Genomic DNA, 18,178 nt, shown 5'->3' with positions numbered 1-18,178 from the left:
GTACTTGGCACGTGAAACGCTGAAAACACGCGGATTTCGCCGTCCTCTCGCCGTGTAGACGCGCAACTTAAGGGCCATTTGGCCGCCCTATCGTGACCGGACTAACGGTTTCCTGTCAGGGTGCCCCTCTAGAATTGGGGCTAAGCGGCTTTGAGGAGCATTGGTGTTTGGCTTGACCATCTTGGATTTGGCATTGATCTTGATGCTGCTCTCCTACCTGATCTATGGCCTGCGCAATGGCTTCCTGGTAACACTGGGCGGAATTGCCGGATTCATACTTGGCGCCATCGCGGCGTTCATCGCGGTCCCGCTCGTCAGCGGCTGGGTGACCGACAGCGGTTGGCGGCTGACCGCCACGGTGGGCGCCGCCGTCGTGCTTATCGCCTTGGGGCACGGACTCGGAACCATGATCGGGCGACGGATCCGGCACGTGGTGCGGCTCAAGCCCTTGCATGCGGTCGATCGCCTGATCGGCGGCGTGGTCAGCGTTATTGTCGCTGCGCTGGTGATGTCGATGCTCGCATTCAGCATCAGCTCCCTTGGTGTACCGTTCGTCTCGCAGCAGCTGGCCCAGTCGAGGGTGATCCGGTATATCGATTCCCTGACGCCAACGCCGGTCAAGAGCACCATGGCGCAGCTGCGGTCCACGGTGATCGGCGACGGCATTCCCAAACTGATTGAGGGCTTCGGCTCAGCCACGCCCGTCCAGGTTCCGAACGAATCAACGGACACTCCGGCCCTCAACCAGGCGGCCCGTTCTGTGTTGAAGATCGCAGGAACCGCCTTCGAATGTGGACAAAACCAGACGGGGTCCGGCTTTGTCGTGTCCCCGGGGCGTGTGGTCACCAACGCGCACGTGGTAGCCGGCGTGGATCAGCCCGTAGTGGAGGTGCCCGACGGCGGTGCGCTGCCCGGCAGGGTGGTGTACTTCGACCCGCAACGGGACATCGCAGTGCTGGCCGTCAATGGGTTATCAGCGTCACCGCTACCGCTAAGTTCGGACCTCCCCGACGGCAGTCCCGCGGCTTTCGCCGGCTACCCGCATGGCGGCCCGTTCCAGTCCAAGCCGGCTACGGTCGAGGGGATTTCCACCATCCTGGTTCCGGATATCTACGGCAGCAACCCGTCGCCGGAGCAGGTCTACAAGCTGGCTGGCGACGTCCAGCCGGGCAACTCGGGCGGCCCCCTGCTCACGAAGGATGGCCAGGTGGCGGGGTTGATCTTTGCCAAGACCACCACGAATGCTGCCCTCGGCTTCGCCCTCACCATGGATGACGTTCAGCCGGTCGCAGCGCAGGCGCCGGGCCTGAGCACGCCGGTCGAATCCGGACAGTGCACCCGGAAGTAGGCAGAGCGTCCGCACGTAGCCGGACGCTCTCTCACATCATGAACGTTTTTGGTGGTCCCTCTCTCACGAAATGGGCGCAATTCCCGGACGCTCGCGCACCGCTATAGATTGGGAGCCATGACTCAAGCCACTGAAGCCGGGCGCGGCACCATTCTTGTTATCAACGGCCCCAACCTGAACCTCTTGGGTACGCGTGAGCCGGAGAAGTACGGAACCTCCACCCTGGCCGACGTCGAGCAGCTTGCCCTGACAGCCGCCGAATCACACGGCTTTACCGTGGATTGTGTCCAGTCCAATCACGAGGGTGATCTTCTGGACGCAATCCACGCTGCACGGGGAACTGCCGTCGGGATCGTGATCAACGCCGGCGCCTTCACGCATACTTCGGTGGCACTCCGGGACGCTCTGGCGGCTGTCCAAGTGCCCGCCGTAGAAGTCCATATCACCAACGTCCACCAACGCGAGGAGTTCCGGCACCACTCCTACCTGTCCGGAGTTTGCCAGGCAATCATTGTTGGCGCGGGCGTGTTGGGCTACAAGCTGGCCATCGAATACCTCGCCGAGACGGTCTGACGCGCCGGGATGTGAGAGAGGGACGGCTGGAACCGGCCGGGATGTGAGAGAGCGTCACAGGGCCGTGAAGCGTTCCGGGCGGGACAAGACCTGGCCGATCTGGGCCGTACCTGCCGCAACAGCGAGCCGCACCAGCAGGAAGCCCGCCCCGAAAACCGTCGCGATCGTCAGCAAGACCACCGGCTGTGTCAACAGGATGGTCCCCGCCAACGGCAAAACCAACGCCGCGGCCGCTGCCGCCGAGATCCCGGCCACCAGGAACAGCGGCGATATCACGGCGCGGACGCGGGCGGCCACCATGAGCTTCGTGGGCATCCCCACCCGGTCCAAGGCCACGAGTGTGGAGGCCCGGTCCAGCACCGCCGCGGCCTGGTTCACTCCTGCCGAACAGGCAACCATGAGGAACGAGCCAAGCAGCGTGATCATGACGCCGGTATTGATGTCGTGGACAAGCAGCGCGGTTTCGTCGCCGCCGCTGCTGCCACCCATGCTTTCAGCCAAGGCCATGCCAACACCCACGAACACACCCACGAAGCTGGTCATAGCCACGCCTCCTACTTGCCGCCACGATTCCTTGGGGCTCTCCAGCACGGTTCGCGCGGCCAGCAGTTGCCCGGGTCGTCGTGCCCGTTTCAACTGTGCGGAAGCATGGAGACGGAGCACCCAGGGCCCCATGAGGTTCAATGCCAGCAGCGCCAGGCCAAAGCATCCGCCCATCACCGCGACTATGACGATGAACGCGCCGAAGCTGCTGAGCATCCCCATGGCCACCGCCCCGATGACCACCACGAAGGCCGCAACAAGCCCGCGGACCCAGTGCGCGCCGTCGGCCGTTTGCCTGGTCCGCACGCCAAGGGGAGTCACCACAACCTTCCGCAATCCCAGCGCGGCGCTGGTTGCAGCGAGCAGGCACACGGCCAAGATGCAGCCGAGAATCGAGGGCACGGACAACCAGGCATAGCTGCCGATTGCGTGGCCGCGGAACTGTATGAGACCAAGGAACGGTGCGACGCAGGCATACAACCCGGCACCGGCAACTGCTCCAACCGCCGCGAGCAGCGTGGATTCAATGACAGTCATCCAGACGACAGTCGCGCTGTTGGCTCCCAGCAGCCGGAGGGAAGCCAGGCGGTCGTCACGACGGCGGGCGGCAAGCCGGGCGGCAGAGGCGCCGAGCGTCAGCAACGGGACAACAAGAAGGACCAGTGCGACGACGGCCAAGGCTTGGTAGGTGCCGGCGATATCGTCCGACCAGGACCAGAAGACCTGCGAACCGCCCGCAACCGTCAGCAGCAACGTTGTCACGGTACCAAACGCGAGGACCGGCAGTCCGGCGTCGCGCAGGCCGTTTTCGCGGAAACTGTTGCCACCGCTTAGGGAAATGTAGGGAGTGAGCCGGAGCGCCATGGAGAGGCTAGACATTGAACGCACCCTTGAAGTTGATGGGAGCGGCAGCGGGCGCAACGGGAGGGGCGCTGTCCGCCACGATCCGGCCGTCCCGTAGTTCCACGATGCGTCCGCACCTGGCGGCCACGTTGGGATCGTGGGTGACCACAAGCAGTGTCCGACCATTGGCCGCCACCGAGCCGAGCAGTACGTTGAGGACCTCGCTGGACGTGGCAGAGTCAAGGGCGCCTGTCGGTTCGTCGGCGAAGACAACACGGGCGCCGGTGACCTGGGCGCGTGCAATCGCAACCCGCTGGACCTGGCCGCCGGACAACTCGCCAAGCCGCCGTTGTTCCATTCCGGCCAGCCCCAGGGCTCCCAGCCAATCCGCGGCACGGGACTCGGAAGTGCGCCGGTCAGTACCGTTCAACATCAAGGCCAGGGCTACGTTCTCCAGTGCTGTCAGCTCGGGCAGCAGCATGCCCTGCTGGAACACAAAGCCGAACTCCTCCCGACGAAGCCTGGACAGTCCGGCGTCCGGCAAAGTACCCAAATCAATGGTGCCGGCCTGTGAAGCCAGGGTGACCGAACCGGCGTCGGGCCTTAATATCCCGGCGAGGCAGTGCAGAAGTGTGGTTTTACCCGAGCCCGAGGGGCCGATGATTGCAATGGACTCTCCCGCCAGTGCGGTGAAGTCGACGTGATCCAGGGCGATGCTGCCGGGGTAATGCTTGGTTAGTTGCTGAGCGTGGAGGATGGCGTTCATATATCCAGCATCCCGATCCGTACCCTGCGCCCGCGTCAACCCGGTGGCTGAACTCCCGGACGGGACCTCCACCCGCGGTATGAGACCCAACTGGGGGACAGCAAACGGCCCAATGGACCGTGGCTGGAGCGTTATCTGTCCCCTAGTTGGGAACCGCGCCGGCGATCCGCAGCCGCGCCACGTTCTCCTCCAGCGCCCTGCGCGCATCTTCGCCCAGAAGGGAATCCGTGATGAGCTCGTCCGCCTCGTCCAGTGCAGCAATCGAAGCGATACCCACCACACCCCACTTGCTGTGATCGGCAAGGACCACGGTGCTGCGTGCCGAGGACATGAAGGCGCGGTCCGTCTCTGCTTCGAGCAGGTTCGGGGTGGTAAACCCGGCCTGCGCGTCCATGCCGTGGACGCCGAGGAACAGGGCATCCAAATGGAGTTGCTTGAGCGACGACGTGGCGATCGGGCCCACTAAGGCGTCCGATGGTGTGCGCTCGCCGCCTATCAGGATCACCGTTGAACCGAAGCGGCCGGGTCCCGACGACGAGCCGTGGTGGAACAAATCCGCGATCCGCACCGAATTGGTGACAACCGTGATCCGCGGACCATGGACGAGTTCCTGCGCCAGGGCCCACGTGGTGGTCCCGGCGCTCAACCCGATCGCCATGCCTTCCTGAACCAGGGAGGCTGCCTCGACGGCGATGGCGTGCTTTTCGGCGGTCAGTTGAGTGGACTTGAGCTCGAACCCCGGCTCATGGGTGCTTGCATCACCCGGGAGCTTCGCCCCGCCGTGGATGCGTTCCACGCGGCCGGTCTCCTCCAGGGCTTCGATGTCCCGCCGCACGGTCATGGGGGAGACGCCGAGGAGTTGGGCAAGATCCGTGACCCGAACGACGCGCTCGCGCTGGACGGCATCGAGGATTGCGGAGTGTCGTGCTGCCTGGAGCATCAGGACCTTTCTGGAGAACCTCGTGGAAGGTTGAGTCAGGCTACAGTCTAGGGCTCACGGCCGTCATGCGAGGTGACAAACGACGACGACGCCGCCCACCTTACGTGGTGGGCGGCGCCGTCGTCGGGCTTGGTTCGAAGGCGCTATTTGCGCAGCGATTCGGCGATTTGGGTCATGATGGAGGGGTCGGCCAGGGTGGTGGCGTCGCCGGTGTCGCGGCCTTCTGCGATGTCTTTGAGGAGGCGGCGGACGATTTTGCCGGAGCGGGTTTTGGGTAGTTCCGGGACGATGAGCAGTTGCTTGGGTTTGGCGATCGGGCCGATTTCCTTGCCGACGTGGTTGCGTAGTTCCAGCACGGTTTCGTCGCCGTTGTTGGCGGCGTCGCCGCGGAGGATGACGAACGCGACGACGGCTTGCCCGGTGGTTTCGTCGGCGGCACCGACCACGGCTGCTTCGGCGACGGCAGGGTGGGAGACGAGGGCGGATTCGATTTCGGTGGTGGAGAGCCGGTGGCCGGAGACGTTCATGACGTCGTCTACCCGGCCCAGCAGCCACACGTCCCCGTCTTCGTCTTTCTTGGCGCCGTCGCCTGCGAAGTACATGCCTTCGAACCGGGACCAGTAGGTGTCCTTGAACCGTTCCGGGTCGCCCCAGATGCCGCGGAGCATGGACGGCCAGGGTTCGCGGACCACGAGGTAGCCGCCTTCGCCGTTGGCCACGGATACGCCGTTCTCATCCACGACGTCCACGGCGATGCCCGGCAGCGGGACCTGGGCCGAACCGGGCTTGGTTGAGGTGACCCCGGGCAGGGGCGCGATCATTTGGGCGCCGGTTTCGGTCTGCCACCAGGTGTCCACGATCGGGGCGGGGTTCTTCTTCTTTTCGCCGTTCTTGCCCGCGTTCCCGCCGATGACCTCCCGGTACCACATCCAGGCTTCGGGGTTGATGGGTTCTCCCACGGAGCCCAGGACGCGGATGGAGGAGAGGTCGTACTTGCCCGGGATCTCCCTACCCCATTTCATGAAGGTGCGGATCGCGGTGGGCGCGGTGTAGAGAATGGAGACTTTGTATTTCTCCACGATTTCCCACCAGCGGCCCTGGTGCGGGGAGTCCGGGGTGCCTTCGTACATCACCTGGGTGGCGCCGTTGATCAGCGGGGCGTAGGTGACGTAGGAGTGGCCGGTGACCCATCCGACGTCGGCGGTGCACCAGTACACGTCCGTCTCCGGGTGCAGATCGAACACGGCCTTGTGGGTGTACGCGGCCTGGGTGAGGTACCCGCCGGTGGTGTGCAGGATGCCCTTGGGCTTGCCCGTGGTCCCGGAGGTGTACAGGATGAACAGCGGGTGCTCGGAGTCGTGCCCGACGGCGGTGTGCTCGGTCCCGGCCGCGCCGACCGTGTCGTCCCACCACAGGTCCCGGCCCTGAACCCAGTTGACGTCCTCGCCGTTGCGCTTGACCACCACAACCTTCTCAACGGTGTGCCCCTCTTTACTGAGGGCTTCGTCCACCGCAGGCTTCAGGGCGCTGGGCTTGCCGCGGCGGTAGGTGCCGTCGGCGGTGACCACGAGTTTGGCTTCGGCGTCCTCGATCCGGGACCGCAACGCATCCGCGGAGAACCCGCCGAACACCACCGAGTGCACAGCACCGATCCGCGCGCACGCAAGGAGCGTGATCACGGCTTCGGGAATCATCGGCAGGTACACGGCCACGCGGTCGCCCTTGGCCACGCCCAAGGATTCGAAAGCGTTCGCCGCCTCCTTCACCTCTTCGGTCAGTTCAGCGTAGGTGTACGTGCGGGTATCGCCGGGTTCGCCCTCGAAGTAGATCGCTACCCGGTCCCCGAGCCCGTTCTCGACGTGCCGGTCCAACGCGTTGTACGCGGCGTTGACCTCACCACCGACGAACCACTTTGCAAACGGCGGGTTGGACCAATCCAGCGCCTGATCGAAGTCCTTGTCCCAGGACAGCAACTCACGCGCCTGCTTCGCCCAAAACGCAGGCCGGTCCGCATCAGCCTTGGCGTACTCATCAGCTGCCACAACAGCATCCGCCGCGAACTCAGCCGACGGCGCAAACTTCCGGTTCTCGTGCAAGAGGTTTTCAAGAGCCTCGTGTGACGGTTGTCCGCTTCCAGCGTTCGTTGCTGCAGCGGTGGCCGTGGATCCGGTGGTGTCCTGGGACATGGTGAACCTCATCATTCATCGATCGTTGCTGCGCAAGCGCCGTCCCGGGACCAAGCCGTGAACCGGCGTCGTGCTGGGCCCGCGACAGTGCCGCATTGCTGTCCGCCATCAACACTATCTCTTCGAGAGGTCCTACGTGTGCGTGGTCACAATGGCGGCAGCGAGCGGTACGGATTTGGCGCCGAATGGTGCTTTTTGTTGCGTGGAACCGCTTACATGACCACGACGGCGGTATTCACCTATCGTCGTCGGGCGTAACAGCCTGCGGTTGCCTTCTGTAAGGCACCTTGGAGTTTGCTGAGGGCGAAGCCAGAGGGCCGTTTTCAGCTAGAACACTGTCTGTGGGGTGGCATAGGCTGAATAGGTCTTGGGGACGCCCAGAGGCGTGTCAGGTTTATCCGTGCCCGCACGGAGCAACCGGTCCGGACTGCCCAGGACGACGCCGCACGAAGGAGATATAGATGAACCAGCTGAGACCAGGCCCCAACGATTCACAAACCACGGGACCGGACGCCAAGGCTGGAACGGCCGATCAGCCAGGAACCCCGGCTCCCTCAGCCACACCGGTCAAGTACGACGCCGTGGCGGGTCCGTTCACTATTCGCGACCTCACCGTGTTCGGCTCCGTGCTCTTGATGTTCATAGCGTCGTTGCTGCCGATGTTCGGTGGCATATTCAACCTTTGGAACATAGGTAGTCTCTTCTTCCTTCTGCTGGGCATCATCCTGCCCGCAGCCGTAGTGGGACTGTTCGTCGCGCGACGTTTGCAGCCGGCGACCAACGTCCGTATTGGCTCGCTCTCCACCGATCAGTTCGCATCCGTTACTGCGGCGTTCGCCACCACCCTGTTCTTCCTCACCGTAGCCATGTCCTTCAACGGCAGCGCCTTGTTGGGCCTGATTGGTTCGTTAGGACTCCTGGCAGCAACGGTTCTCGGCCCGCACCTGCCCTTCCTGTCCGCCGATTTCAAGGGCCGTGCAGAGACCCCCGCCCACGTGGTTGCGCGCCAAGCTGTTGTCCCCACCCGCAAGCCTGCTGCCCCTAAGGAACCGAAAGCGCCCAAGCAGGGCAAGGCTTCCTCCGGCTTCTCCATCCCCGGACTCCGCGGCTCGGCGCCTGCGCAGTCAGGGGAGGCTTCCGGCGTCGTTCATTCTGCCGATTCCGGCGGATCCCCGCAGAGCGCCGCCGGGCACGGTTCAGCCAGTGCCGCCCCTGTGATCGCTTCCCGGCCGGTTTCCGGAGCCACGGCCGTACCCGCCGCAGGGGCATCGACCCCGCAGGGCGTTGCGTCGCCGGCCAATCAAGCTTCGGCGGCTACCCAGGCTTCGCCTGTGGTTTCGCCAGCTTCCGCCAGCCAGGCGGAACGTCCGGGAACACCTGCCCAGGAACCAGCCGGCAACCAACCGCCTGCTGGGGGCCAGGCGCCCGCGCAGCCGGCAGCTTCCACGCAGCCCGCAGCTTCCGCGCAGCCGGCGGCGCCGCAACCCACTAACGATCGCCCGCTGGCAGCGACCATGGCCACGCCCATCGTCTCCCCGAATACCCGCACGGTGACCGACTCCATCGGTGCAACAGTGGACCCGGCCAGCCGGCCTGACGAATCACAGGACGCTCCGCACTACGAGGCGTTCTGGTTCGCCGTAGCCCAGCCGCGGACCGCCTATGACGAGCGCACGGGGGCGCCCGCGTTCGTGATCGAACCGGGCGGATGGGTCCTGGCCCTGGAGGACAGGGGCCACGAATTCCTGGTCCAGGACACCGACGGCAAGCTTGGGGTCCTTCGGGAACTCAGCAACATCGAACGCGGTTAGCAGTCGCCGTGGCCATCACCGAAGCCGGTTCGCCGCTTGCCGTCAAGCGCCGGGCACGCAAGATCAACAGGGTCCTTGCGGAGAAGTATCCCTATGCCCACGCAGAACTGGATTTCCGCAACCCCTTCGAGCTGGTGGTGGCCACGGTCCTCTCCGCGCAGACCACCGATGTCCTGGTCAACCAGGTCACCAAGATCCTCTTCGCGCGGTACCCCGATGCGCGGGCGTTGGCTGAAGCCGACCCCGTGGAACTCGAAACCATCCTGCAACCCACTGGCTTCTTCAGGGCGAAAGCGCGCAATGTCCTGGCGCTCTGTACCCGTCTGGTAGACGAATTCGACGGCGAAGTACCCGGCCGCCTCGAGGATTTGGTGACGCTTCCCGGGGTAGGACGAAAAACGGCCAACGTGGTCCTCGGCAACGCTTTTGGCATTCCGGGGATCACCGTTGATACGCATTTCGGTAGGCTTGCGCGGCGTTTCGGATGGACGACGTCGGATGACCCCGTGAAGGTGGAGTTCGACGTTGCCGAGCTCTTTGAGCCCCGGGACTGGACCATGCTTTCGCACCGGGTGGTTTTCCATGGCCGACGGATCTGCCATGCCAAAAAACCTGCCTGCGGTGCATGCCCTGTCGCGAGCCTGTGCCCGAGCTACGGCGACGGCGAGACCGATCCCGTCAAGGCTGCCAAGCTGCTCAAGTACGAGCTGGCACCCGGTAACGAAGAATTACTTGACCGGTTGCTCGCGGAGACACATCGGGCAGCGGAAATCCGTATGGAGTCGCAGAGGAGGCCTGTTGACGGCGTTTGAGGACTTGTCGGCACTCGTGGCGCGCTACGAGTCGGGCGAGGCGGGCCATGCCGCGCACTGGTCCAACCTGCCCGTCAGTGCCGAAACCAACAGGCCGGCAGCCGTGCTGATGCTCTTTGGGAAGCTGGACAACGTACCGGCTGAGTCGGACCGCCCCATCGCGCCGGCCGACTTGGACGTTCTCCTTCTTGAGCGGGCGCACACCTTGGACGACCACCCAGGGCAGGTGGCCTTCCCGGGCGGCAGCGTGGATCCTGAAGATGAGTCCGTCATCGCGGCTGCGTTGCGTGAAGCTGTCGAAGAGACGGGCCTGGACATCGACGGCGTCCGGGTCCTCGGGGTGATACCCGAGCTGGGCCTGATCCGAAGCAACTTCCGGGTGACGCCCGTGGTGGCTTGGTGGGAATCACCCTCACCCGTTCGCGTGGTGGACTATGCCGAGTCAGCGCAGGTTTTCCGGGTTCCTGTACGCGACTTGTTGGATCCGGATAACAGGGTGACCGCCACCATCAGCCGTTTTGGCCGGACCTTCACCAGCCCGGGTTTCACCGTGAACGGGCTCCTCGTATGGGGTTTCACCGGAATGGTCCTCAGCGGGCTTTTCGATGAACTGGGTTGGACCGTCCCATGGGACGAAGGCAAGCTGCACGACGTCGACATCTAACCGGCGGTTCAAACCCTAAGGCCGGCGGTCAGGCAGCCTTGCGAACCGCCGTCGAACGGTCCACGATCAGTCCCGTAGCGGCGTTCTCGCGCACTGCGTTGATGCCGTCAACTACTGCCTTCAGATGCTTGAACGTGGGCGACTCTGCCACAACCGTGCCGTCCGCGGCTGTGAGCCGGAACCGGTATGAGTCGTCGTTGTCCTTAAGAATTTCGAACCTGCCAGCCATCGATGCTGCCCCCTCGTCAATGCTTCTTCGCATACCCGGCGCCGTGTGCCGTACGCCACACAATGACCGTAGCCAGAAGCCGGACGGAATTAAAGTTACTTCCCGGTACCCGTCACGGAACGGTCATTCTCCCTCACATAGCGAGATATGACTGGCCCGGCGACTCCTCCGCCGGTAGGGTGCCAGAGGATTCCTGCGCCGGCTGATAGGTCAGAAGGGTTAGGGGCTCGGGGATGGGCGTGCCTTGGATGGCATCCCGGAGCGCGGCTTCCGCCTCGGCAAGGCGTTGGTGCTCCATACGCCTCAACTGCTCCACATCTGAGGCCGAAACCCCGGGTTTTGCGGTGAGCGAATCAATCCACGCCAAGGCGGCAACACAGTCGTGCTGTTCTCCGAGAACGCGCTGCAAAATCATGGCCGGCCGGAGGACCGTGGTTGATCCCGTGCCCACGGGCCCTGCGACGGCTTCGAGTGCGTAGCGCAGCCGCTTGACGTCCTTCCGTGCCTGGTGGAGGAGTTCGTTGCGGGATGTGCCGGCCGTGGCACCCGTCGCCAAAGCCAACTGCTCCCGCAGGCCCTGCCGTCCCGCCTGGAGGAGCAGGATTGCCTGCCGGACGTCAGGGCCAGGTTGCCTTTTCGGGGGTGCCGGTTCGGGGAAGACGGCCCGGGCCGTGGCATCGACCGCCGACCTCGCGCGGGGGTTTCCCGCCACGCTCCTCGCCAAGTAGTCACTGCGCTCCACGAGGTTGGTCACGGCAGCCTGCAGGGCTTCCGGAGAACGCCAGTTCGCACCCAGCCGGAGCGTCATTCGTTGCGCCAGCACGTAATCATCCCTTGACTCGCCGAGGGACGCCGCCAGCCAACGGATATCGCGGCGGTTATCCACCGGAACAGGGGGAAGGAACTGGCCAAAGTATCCGAGTACGGACCGGAGCCGCCGGAGGGCCAGCCGGGAATTGTGCACAGCTTCCTGGTCCCCGGCAGCGACCAGCGGCAAGCAGCCCTCCAGTTCGGCCAGCTGGAAGGCCACATACAGCTCCAGGGAATCCCGGACTTCCGAGGCCATGAGGTAAGTTTCCTCCCGCTGGGATGAGCGGACAAGGCGCCGGGCGGGCAAGGAAGCGGTCCCGAGACGGCGGCGGCTACTTCGCCTTATCGTAGGAGTCGACGACGGCGATGCTCACCGGGAACTCGACTGGAATCCGCCCGAACATCAGCTCTTTCGCGGCATTGGCCGACTCTTCGATTGCTTTGACACAGGCTTCCACAGCCCCGTCGGGAGCGTGGACCATGACTTCGTCGTGCAGGAAGAACACGAGTTCCCCGGAGGGCAGGCCTTCAGAACGCAAGGCCCGCAGCCGCCGTCGTAATTCCGCCAGCCAGCAAGCGGCCCATTCCGCAGCCGAGCCCTGGACCACGAAGTTCCTCGTGAAGCGGCCCCGTGATCGGGCAATATTGTCGGCCCGGCGCTGTTCCTCCGCAGAGGTTGATTGTTGGCTCCGGATCCAGCCTGCGGAAGGGGCCGGGCTGCTCCGGCCGAGGCGTGTGGTGACAGTCCGTCCGGCTTCGCCTTCCCGGGCAGCCTGCTCCACGAAGCCCACAGCGCGTGGATAGATCCGGGCGAGCTGGGGCATCAACCGGCCCGACTCCCCGGTGGTGGCACCGTAAATAGCGCCCAGGAGCGCCACTTTGGCCTTCTGCCGGTCACCGCCGAAACCCTGGGCGGCGATACCCGCGTACAGGTCCTTATCCCGTGCGGCCTCAGCCATCTTGGAGTCCTGTGCCAGCGCCACCAGCACACGTGGTTCCAGCTGCGAGGCATCCGCAACGATCAGCTTGTGGCCGGGGTCAGCATGGACTGCTGCCCGGATGTTCTTGGGAATTTGCAGTGCACCGCCGCCGCGGGAGGCCCACCGTCCCGAAACCACGCCGCCCACCACGTACTCCGGGTGGAACCGGCCATTGCGCACCCACGCGTCCAGCCACGCCCAACCATTGGCGGTGTGAAGCCGCGATAGTTTCTTGTAGGCCAAGAGGGGCGGTATGGCCGGGTGGTCGGACTGCTGCAGTTCCCACTGGCGGGTGCTCCTGACTTCGATTCCGTTCCGGTGCAAGGCACGCATCAAGTCTTGGGGCGAGTCGGGGTTGAGGCTGGGGGAGTTGAGGATCTGCCGCAACTCGCTGCACAGTGCTTCAAGGGCCGGTGGCCTGTGCCCGAGCGGAGGACGGGGTCCAAGGACATCCCGCAGGATTCGTTCATGGAGATGTTCTTGCCAGGGGACGCCGGAGTGTTGCATCTCCGCTGCGATAATGGCACATGCGGATTCGGCCGCAAGCAGGAGTTGGAGGCGCTGCCTCTCCTGTCCGGGAACTTCCAAAACGGCCGCTTGCTGGGCGGCGAATTCCGACCGAAGTTCCGGGAGGCCTATGGTGGTCGCCTTGATGTCCTCGAAGAGCGCTCCCTGCTCAGCGGGCGGTGGAGGCGGCTGCAACGCCCGCGGCGGCACCGAGTCGTCGTCCTGGATGAGCTTTTCCGCGTTCTGCGCATAGTCGGTGTGGGCGGTCACCGCCGAGTTCGCGAGGATGGCTCCACAAAGCGAGAGGTCATGGCAACGCTCCAGCTCAACCCCGTGGGCCAGGAGTTCGGGGTACCAGTCCTGGGCGCGGTTCCAGACCCAGCGTGGCCGCTGCTTTTCGAGTTCACGCACGACGCCGGGCAACTCGCCTCGGCTTGCGAAGCGGGGGTCCGCCGTGGGCTTTCCCGTAGGGGAGACCCTCTGTATGGCTGCGCCGTCCTGGTGGGCAGCAAGCAGCAAATACATGGTCTCTATTCTGCCTTGCCCCACTGAGCCTGCGGGTGCAGTCCCGGGGCGTATGTCAACTCCGGGCGTTTGTTCAGCCTGACTGTCCCTCAACAGCCTTGACCCGGCCGGGTTGTCCACATGGAGTGGATTTGCCCTTATGAGCGGGACCGGGCCCGGAGAAAGTTGCTTCATGGGAAAGCGACTCCTGCGGCCAGGACAGGCCGACGTGACGGTTCAAGGCAACAACGATTCGTGGACTCCACGGGAAACGGCCGAGGTCCTTCTGGTTACTGCGGATCCATATCTGCAGGAGGAAGCCAAGCGGATCGCTGCTGCCGCGGGCGGAAGGCTGCACACCGTTACAGCCTTCGAAGACGCCAACCACGGCTGGGACACTGCCCACGTTGTGCTGGTGGGCAGCGATGTCCGCGAGTTGCCGCCCCGGCGACGCGCACCGGATGTACTCCTCGGCTCATCCGCGGAGGGGGACAGCCTATGGCGGCTGGCGGCCAGTCTCGGAGCCCAGCGGGTGGCAGTCCTGCCCGAAGGCGCGGCCTGGCTGGCTGAACACCTGAGTATGTCCGGTGCGCCCGATCCCGGAGGGACGGTGGTGGGCATCATTGGTGGGCACGGCGGTGCCGGAGCAACAACCGCGGCTATCTGGTTGGCCCAGGCCGCATCAGGCCACGGCATCCGCACACTGCTGATTGACGGCGATCCGATGGGTGGAGGGTTGGAACTGGCGATGTCGGATCAAGACCTGCCGGGATTGCGGTGGCCGGACTTCGCGGAGACCCGGGGAAGCATTGACGCCGGGCAATTCAGTGACTCCTTGCCTGTGGCCGGGGGCGTTCCGTTTCTCTCGTGGCCAGGAACAAGGGAGTCAGTCGCAGTGCCGGACTCCGGCTCAGTGGGCGCCGTCCTGGACGCCGCCCGCCGGAGCTTCGAGCTTGTTGTGGTGGATATTGCCCGCAACGCAGAAGGTTGGCGGACGCTGGCGTGGGATTGCGAGAAGGTCCTTCTGCTCACGAGGCCGCAGCTGAAGGCTGCCGTCGCCACGGCGCAGACACTCAACCAACTGCCACCCGGGGAGGCAGGCTTGCTGGTGCGGGGTGCCTCGTCATCTGCCGTGGACGCTGAATTGATTGCCGAATCATTGCGATTGCCCTTGTCCGGAGTTGTGCCTGACCTTCGGGGCGTGGCTGCCGCCACGGAATCGGGACGGCTACTGGAACTTGGACGACGCCGGCCTGTGACCCGCTTCGCTGCGGACGTGCTGAAACTGAACGGCAACCCCGCATGACCCGGGGCGATCGTCGTCGGCGCTTCATGCAGGCCCAGGACCCTACGCTTGCCGGCCAGGTCTACCCGGCGGCCCCGGGCCCCGGACAGGCGCCAACCGGGCTCCGGCGGAACCAGCAACGCAGGCTGGATACGATGCTTCTTGAGGTCGTCCGCGAGTCAGTTCTTGACGGACACGGACCCGTGACGCCCTCCACAGTCGCCGCCGCAGTTCACGCAAGCGGCAAACTGCTGGGAACTGCGGGGGCCCTTGAAGCGGCTGAATCAATTGACGCCGAGTTGAACGGATTGGGTCCCCTCCAGCAGTTGGCCCGCGACCCCGCTGTCACTGACATCTTCGTTAATGGGCCGGACTCCGTCTGGCTGGACAGGGGACACGGCCTGGAGCGCTCTTCCGTTCGCTTCGAAAGCGAGCATCAGGTCCGGGCCCTCGCAGCACGGTTGGTCGCAGCCGGTGGCCGCCGCTTGGACGACGGATCGCCCTGCGTCGATGTACGGCTCAAAGACGGATATCGGGTCCATGCGGTCCTCGCGCCCATATCGACAGCCGGCACCCTACTGTCGATACGAATCAGGCGAGAACGGACATTCACCCTCGGGGAGCTCAGGCAAAGCGGAATGTTCGGCGAAGAAATCGAAGACGTTCTCCGTGCAGTTGTGGGATGCCGGCTCAGCTTCCTGATCAGCGGGGCCACGGGCTCGGGCAAGACGACGCTTCTGTCCACCCTCCTAGGGCTGAGCGACCCTTCCGAACGCCTTGTTCTCATAGAGGACGCCGCGGAACTGAATCCCGCGCACCCGCACGTGGTCACGCTTGAATCCAGGCACGGGAACCTCGAAGGCGGTGGTGCGCTGGATTTGGGCGAGCTGGTACGGCAAGCGCTGCGTATGCGGCCGGACCGCCTCATTGTGGGCGAATGCCGGGGCGCCGAGGTCCGGGAATTGCTCACCGCACTCAACACCGGCCACACAGGTGGTGGCGGAACCATCCACGCCAATACAGCTGAAGCCGTCCCGGCCCGCTTGGTGGCTCTCGGAGCGCTGGCCGGCATGAACGCGGAAGCCGTGGCCCTCCAGGTTTCAAGCGCTTTGGATGTTGTGATCCACGTGGAGCGGACTCCGGTGGGCCGGAAAGTTGTTTCGGTTGGAGTCCTAACGGATTCAGGGACCGGACAGAGCGTTGTGCCTGCACTCAGTTGGAGCCCCAATGGCGTGGAGCACGGACCTCATTGGCCACTTTTGGCGGGGCGCCTGGACCTTGGCCGGCAACTATGAATGGTACGCGGGAATGAACGTGCCTCTGATGGTTGTCATGGCAGCGGCGGCCTGGTTGTTGGTACTGCCACCGCGGGTGGGGAAGGGAAGAGCCAGGAACCGCCTAAGTACCGTGCGTGAAGTGGACGACGGGCAGGAAGCCGGACCCCTCTTCAAGCTCCTTAAACCGGCCAAAGTGCAGCCCGCTTCCATGGTGGTGCTGGTACAACAGCTCGCAGCCCTGCTCCGCGGCGGACGGCGTACATCGCAACTCTGGGAAGAACTATGGACGGTCCACGGGGCAGGTCCGACGCCCGGCAGTAAGAAAACGGTCTCCGCGGAATCGCTTAAGGTGTTGGCTGCCGCACGCGCGGCTGCGGCCATGGGAAATTCCCCCGCGGATGCCATCCGGAGCACCGCGGCCAGGAGCTATCCCATCCGAGGCAGTTCCGAACGAAGGATTTGGGCTGAACTCGCCGCATGCCTGGAGATCGCCGAGCTTAGCGGATGCCCACTGGCCGACCTGCTGACCAGGTTTGCGGCACAGTTGGAAGCCGAAGAAGACGCTGAAGCTGCCCGCCAGACGGCCCTCGCCGGGCCCAAAGCAACGGTCCGGCTCTTGTCGTGGCTCCCCGTCTTCGGATTGGTGCTGGGCATGGCCCTCGGGGTGGACCCTTTGGGCATCCTGTTGAAAAATCCCTTGGGAATAGCCACGTTCACGTCGGGCCTGGTACTCACTGTTGCCGGCCGCATGTGGTCCTCACGGCTCGTGGCTTCGGCGGCGGAGGCAACGTGATGGCAGCCTGGCTCCCGGTCCTCTTGGCAGCAGTGCTCGTTGCCGCCACACTGGCAGCATTCGGCAACCGCAGACGGCGGCCGGAACAGTTCATTCATCGCTTGAGTCCACCGCACGGGCCGGCAGAGCATGAAAGGACATTCAAGGGCTCCAAAGAACGCCTTGGCTCCGTTAAAGGCGGAGCCGACGCCGACGGCCTCTCTGATACAGCCATGATGCTCGAATTGGTGGCATCGATGCTGCACGCCGGTGCCGGGATCGGAAGGTCGCTTGATCTGATTTCCCGCAGTTCCAAGCCGGCAGTCAGGAATTCCCTGCGGTCAGTGGTTGCGGCGCTCGCCATAGGGGCCGATTGGGAGACAGCTTGGCGTGCCCCCAATGAACCTGTGCCTGAGGTGGCGCGGCTCAGGGATGCTTTGGCCTTCGCTGCGTTGACCGGTGCTCCTTCTGCTTCGATCCTGTATGCCCAGGCTGCCAGGGAACGCCGCGAACAATTCCGTGCAGCCGAGAAGCGTGCGGCGGCTTTGGGCGTCAAGCTGGTGGTGCCGCTCGGGCTGTGCTCCCTCCCGGCGTTCATCTGCTTGGGAATCGTGCCCGTTTTGATCGCCATGCTCCCTGCGGGCTGAAAACGTGCGCGAAGAACCCGGCCCACTTTTCCTCCACAAGATCCCGATGCGGTGGTTTTTCCACTTGGGGAAGGGCTTCGCTTCAAACAGGTTTCAGAGGCAGGAAGAGTCAGTTGAGCCGGGACATCATCCGGCCTCAAGAAAGGAAACAACGTGAATACACCCTCCAGTACCCTCCCCGCCCGTCGTCGGCTCCGACTTCCCGCCAAGCGAGGATCGGTGGCTGCTTGGCCCTCCCTTGTCCCTACCGGACAAACTGATTCGTCATCGCTGCCGGCCCCGGTGTCCGCGCTGGATTCCCGCTTTGCAGAGAACCGCAGCATTCACGGTGGAGATGCCGGTGCGCTCCGCCCGGTAATGGACGGACCAACGAGCCCCGCCGCAGCGAAGGAATTGGCCCTCACTCCTGCGTCGGTTTCCAAGGAACCAGGCAGCGTACGCATCCGGGAGAATCGCATTCCGGACAGGAAGCAGCGATTCTCCAGCCGTCTGTTCGGCAGTGAGGCGGGCATGGCCACCGCCGAGTATGCGATCGCCACCCTCGCAGCTGTCGGGCTGGCCGGCCTCCTGGTGGTCATACTTCGCAGCGAGGAAGTCCGTGGTTTCCTGCTCAACCTGATCCGGACTGCCTTGTCGCTGCCATGAGTGCGCAGCCACGGACCACCCGAAGAGTGTCAAGCC

17 protein-coding genes are annotated in these 18,178 nt (G+C 64.5%); 10 read left to right on the top strand and 7 right to left on the bottom strand.

The features are described from left to right. Positions 1 to 163 precede the first annotated feature (163 nt). Both ACIPY2_RS15015 and aroQ read left to right on the top strand, forming a co-directional pair. On the top strand, positions 164 to 1,348 hold the full coding sequence (locus ACIPY2_RS15015) for a MarP family serine protease (RefSeq protein WP_400267186.1): 1,185 nt from the start codon (positions 164 to 166) through the stop codon (positions 1,346 to 1,348). A 117-nt stretch (positions 1,349 to 1,465) separates the two neighbouring features. Next, a complete protein-coding gene (gene aroQ, locus ACIPY2_RS15010; RefSeq protein WP_400267185.1) occupies positions 1,466 to 1,921 on the top strand; it encodes a type II 3-dehydroquinate dehydratase in 456 nt (151 codons plus the stop codon). A 54-nt stretch (positions 1,922 to 1,975) separates the two neighbouring features. Here the strand turns inward: aroQ and ACIPY2_RS15005 are convergent, their stop codons facing one another. From ACIPY2_RS15005 to acs, 4 genes are all read right to left on the bottom strand, one after another. Continuing rightward, the gene (locus ACIPY2_RS15005; RefSeq protein WP_400267184.1) at positions 1,976 to 3,343 is read right to left on the bottom strand and encodes an FtsX-like permease family protein; all 1,368 of its coding nucleotides are present in this window, start codon (positions 3,341 to 3,343) and stop codon (positions 1,976 to 1,978) included. Continuing rightward, positions 3,336 to 4,073, bottom strand: a complete 738-nt coding sequence (locus tag ACIPY2_RS15000) for an ABC transporter ATP-binding protein (protein ID WP_400267183.1) — start codon at positions 4,071 to 4,073, stop codon at positions 3,336 to 3,338. The genes ACIPY2_RS15005 and ACIPY2_RS15000 overlap by 8 nt, the downstream gene beginning before the upstream one ends. A gap of 142 nt (positions 4,074 to 4,215) precedes the next feature. Then, positions 4,216 to 5,013, bottom strand: coding sequence for a DeoR/GlpR family DNA-binding transcription regulator (locus ACIPY2_RS14995; RefSeq protein WP_400267182.1), 798 nt, complete (start codon positions 5,011 to 5,013; stop codon positions 4,216 to 4,218). A 143-nt stretch (positions 5,014 to 5,156) separates the two neighbouring features. Further along, positions 5,157 to 7,199: an acetate--CoA ligase gene (gene acs, locus ACIPY2_RS14990; protein ID WP_400267218.1), complete on the bottom strand. Its 2,043-nt coding sequence runs from the start codon at positions 7,197 to 7,199 to the stop codon at positions 5,157 to 5,159. Positions 7,200 to 7,660: 461 nt separating this feature from the next. On the opposite strand from acs, the gene ACIPY2_RS14985 reads away from it, so the two are divergent. The 3 genes from ACIPY2_RS14985 to ACIPY2_RS14975 are packed head-to-tail and all read left to right on the top strand — an operon-like array spanning position 7,661 to position 10,486. Next, a complete protein-coding gene (locus ACIPY2_RS14985; RefSeq protein ID WP_400267181.1) occupies positions 7,661 to 9,010 on the top strand; it encodes a hypothetical protein in 1,350 nt (449 codons plus the stop codon). Between the two features lie 8 nt (positions 9,011 to 9,018). Further along, entirely contained in the window at positions 9,019 to 9,822 is an 804-nt protein-coding gene (nth, locus tag ACIPY2_RS14980; protein ID WP_400267180.1) for an endonuclease III, read from the top strand. Continuing rightward, positions 9,809 to 10,486, top strand: coding sequence for an NUDIX hydrolase (locus ACIPY2_RS14975; RefSeq protein WP_400267179.1), 678 nt, complete (start codon positions 9,809 to 9,811; stop codon positions 10,484 to 10,486). Before nth ends, ACIPY2_RS14975 begins: the two co-directional genes overlap by 14 nt. 28 nt (positions 10,487 to 10,514) lie before the next feature. Here the strand turns inward: ACIPY2_RS14975 and ACIPY2_RS14970 are convergent, their stop codons facing one another. From ACIPY2_RS14970 to ACIPY2_RS14960, 3 genes are all read right to left on the bottom strand, one after another. Continuing rightward, complete coding sequence (locus tag ACIPY2_RS14970; RefSeq protein ID WP_400267178.1) at positions 10,515 to 10,748, bottom strand: YegP family protein; 234 nt, start codon at positions 10,746 to 10,748, stop codon at positions 10,515 to 10,517. Positions 10,749 to 10,848: 100 nt separating this feature from the next. Next, on the bottom strand, positions 10,849 to 11,781 hold the full coding sequence (locus tag ACIPY2_RS14965; protein ID WP_400267177.1) for a CHAD domain-containing protein: 933 nt from the start codon (positions 11,779 to 11,781) through the stop codon (positions 10,849 to 10,851). A 76-nt stretch (positions 11,782 to 11,857) separates the two neighbouring features. After that, complete coding sequence (locus tag ACIPY2_RS14960; RefSeq protein ID WP_400267176.1) at positions 11,858 to 13,537, bottom strand: bifunctional 3'-5' exonuclease/DNA polymerase; 1,680 nt, start codon at positions 13,535 to 13,537, stop codon at positions 11,858 to 11,860. A gap of 172 nt (positions 13,538 to 13,709) precedes the next feature. On the opposite strand from ACIPY2_RS14960, the gene ssd reads away from it, so the two are divergent. From ssd to ACIPY2_RS14935, 5 genes are all read left to right on the top strand, one after another. Beyond that, positions 13,710 to 14,822: a septum site-determining protein Ssd gene (ssd, locus tag ACIPY2_RS14955; RefSeq protein ID WP_400267175.1), complete on the top strand. Its 1,113-nt coding sequence runs from the start codon at positions 13,710 to 13,712 to the stop codon at positions 14,820 to 14,822. A 134-nt stretch (positions 14,823 to 14,956) separates the two neighbouring features. Next, a complete protein-coding gene (locus ACIPY2_RS14950) occupies positions 14,957 to 16,096 on the top strand; it encodes a TadA family conjugal transfer-associated ATPase (RefSeq protein WP_400267217.1) in 1,140 nt (379 codons plus the stop codon). Between the two features lie 13 nt (positions 16,097 to 16,109). After that, positions 16,110 to 16,871 (top strand): type II secretion system F family protein, encoded by a 762-nt coding sequence (locus tag ACIPY2_RS14945; RefSeq protein WP_400267174.1) that lies wholly within the window; start codon positions 16,110 to 16,112, stop codon positions 16,869 to 16,871. Beyond that, entirely contained in the window at positions 16,871 to 17,497 is a 627-nt protein-coding gene (locus ACIPY2_RS14940; RefSeq protein WP_400267173.1) for a type II secretion system F family protein, read from the top strand. The genes ACIPY2_RS14945 and ACIPY2_RS14940 overlap by 1 nt, the downstream gene beginning before the upstream one ends. A 153-nt stretch (positions 17,498 to 17,650) precedes the next feature. Beyond that, positions 17,651 to 18,142 (top strand): DUF4244 domain-containing protein, encoded by a 492-nt coding sequence (locus ACIPY2_RS14935; RefSeq protein WP_400267172.1) that lies wholly within the window; start codon positions 17,651 to 17,653, stop codon positions 18,140 to 18,142. Positions 18,143 to 18,178 lie beyond the last annotated feature (36 nt).

It is taken from the genome of Paenarthrobacter sp. NPDC089675, from assembly GCF_044749185.1.
Classification (GTDB): domain Bacteria; phylum Actinomycetota; class Actinomycetes; order Actinomycetales; family Micrococcaceae; genus Arthrobacter.
This window is presented reverse-complemented; position numbering and strand designations above follow the sequence as displayed.

Bases quoted from the DNA above. Each gene is read 5' to 3' on its own strand.
- aroQ (WP_400267185.1), top strand. From the start codon at position 1,466: ATGACTCAAGCCACTGAAGCCGGGCGCGGCACCATTCTTGTTATCAAC.
- ACIPY2_RS15005 (WP_400267184.1), bottom strand. From the start codon at position 3,343: ATGTCTAGCCTCTCCATGGCGCTCCGGCTCACTCCCTACATTTCCCTA.
- ACIPY2_RS15000 (WP_400267183.1), bottom strand. From the start codon at position 4,073: ATGAACGCCATCCTCCACGCTCAGCAACTAACCAAGCATTACCCCGGC.
- ACIPY2_RS14995 (WP_400267182.1), bottom strand. From the start codon at position 5,013: ATGCTCCAGGCAGCACGACACTCCGCAATCCTCGATGCCGTCCAGCGC.
- acs (WP_400267218.1), bottom strand. From the start codon at position 7,199: ATGTCCCAGGACACCACCGGATCCACGGCCACCGCTGCAGCAACGAAC.
- ACIPY2_RS14985 (WP_400267181.1), top strand. From the start codon at position 7,661: ATGAACCAGCTGAGACCAGGCCCCAACGATTCACAAACCACGGGACCG.
- ACIPY2_RS14970 (WP_400267178.1), bottom strand. From the start codon at position 10,748: ATGCGAAGAAGCATTGACGAGGGGGCAGCATCGATGGCTGGCAGGTTC.
- ACIPY2_RS14965 (WP_400267177.1), bottom strand. From the start codon at position 11,781: ATGGCCTCGGAAGTCCGGGATTCCCTGGAGCTGTATGTGGCCTTCCAG.
- ACIPY2_RS14960 (WP_400267176.1), bottom strand. From the start codon at position 13,537: ATGTATTTGCTGCTTGCTGCCCACCAGGACGGCGCAGCCATACAGAGG.
- ssd (WP_400267175.1), top strand. From the start codon at position 13,710: ATGGGAAAGCGACTCCTGCGGCCAGGACAGGCCGACGTGACGGTTCAA.
- ACIPY2_RS14950 (WP_400267217.1), top strand. From the start codon at position 14,957: ATGCTTCTTGAGGTCGTCCGCGAGTCAGTTCTTGACGGACACGGACCC.
- ACIPY2_RS14945 (WP_400267174.1), top strand. From the start codon at position 16,110: ATGAACGTGCCTCTGATGGTTGTCATGGCAGCGGCGGCCTGGTTGTTG.
- ACIPY2_RS14940 (WP_400267173.1), top strand. From the start codon at position 16,871: ATGGCAGCCTGGCTCCCGGTCCTCTTGGCAGCAGTGCTCGTTGCCGCC.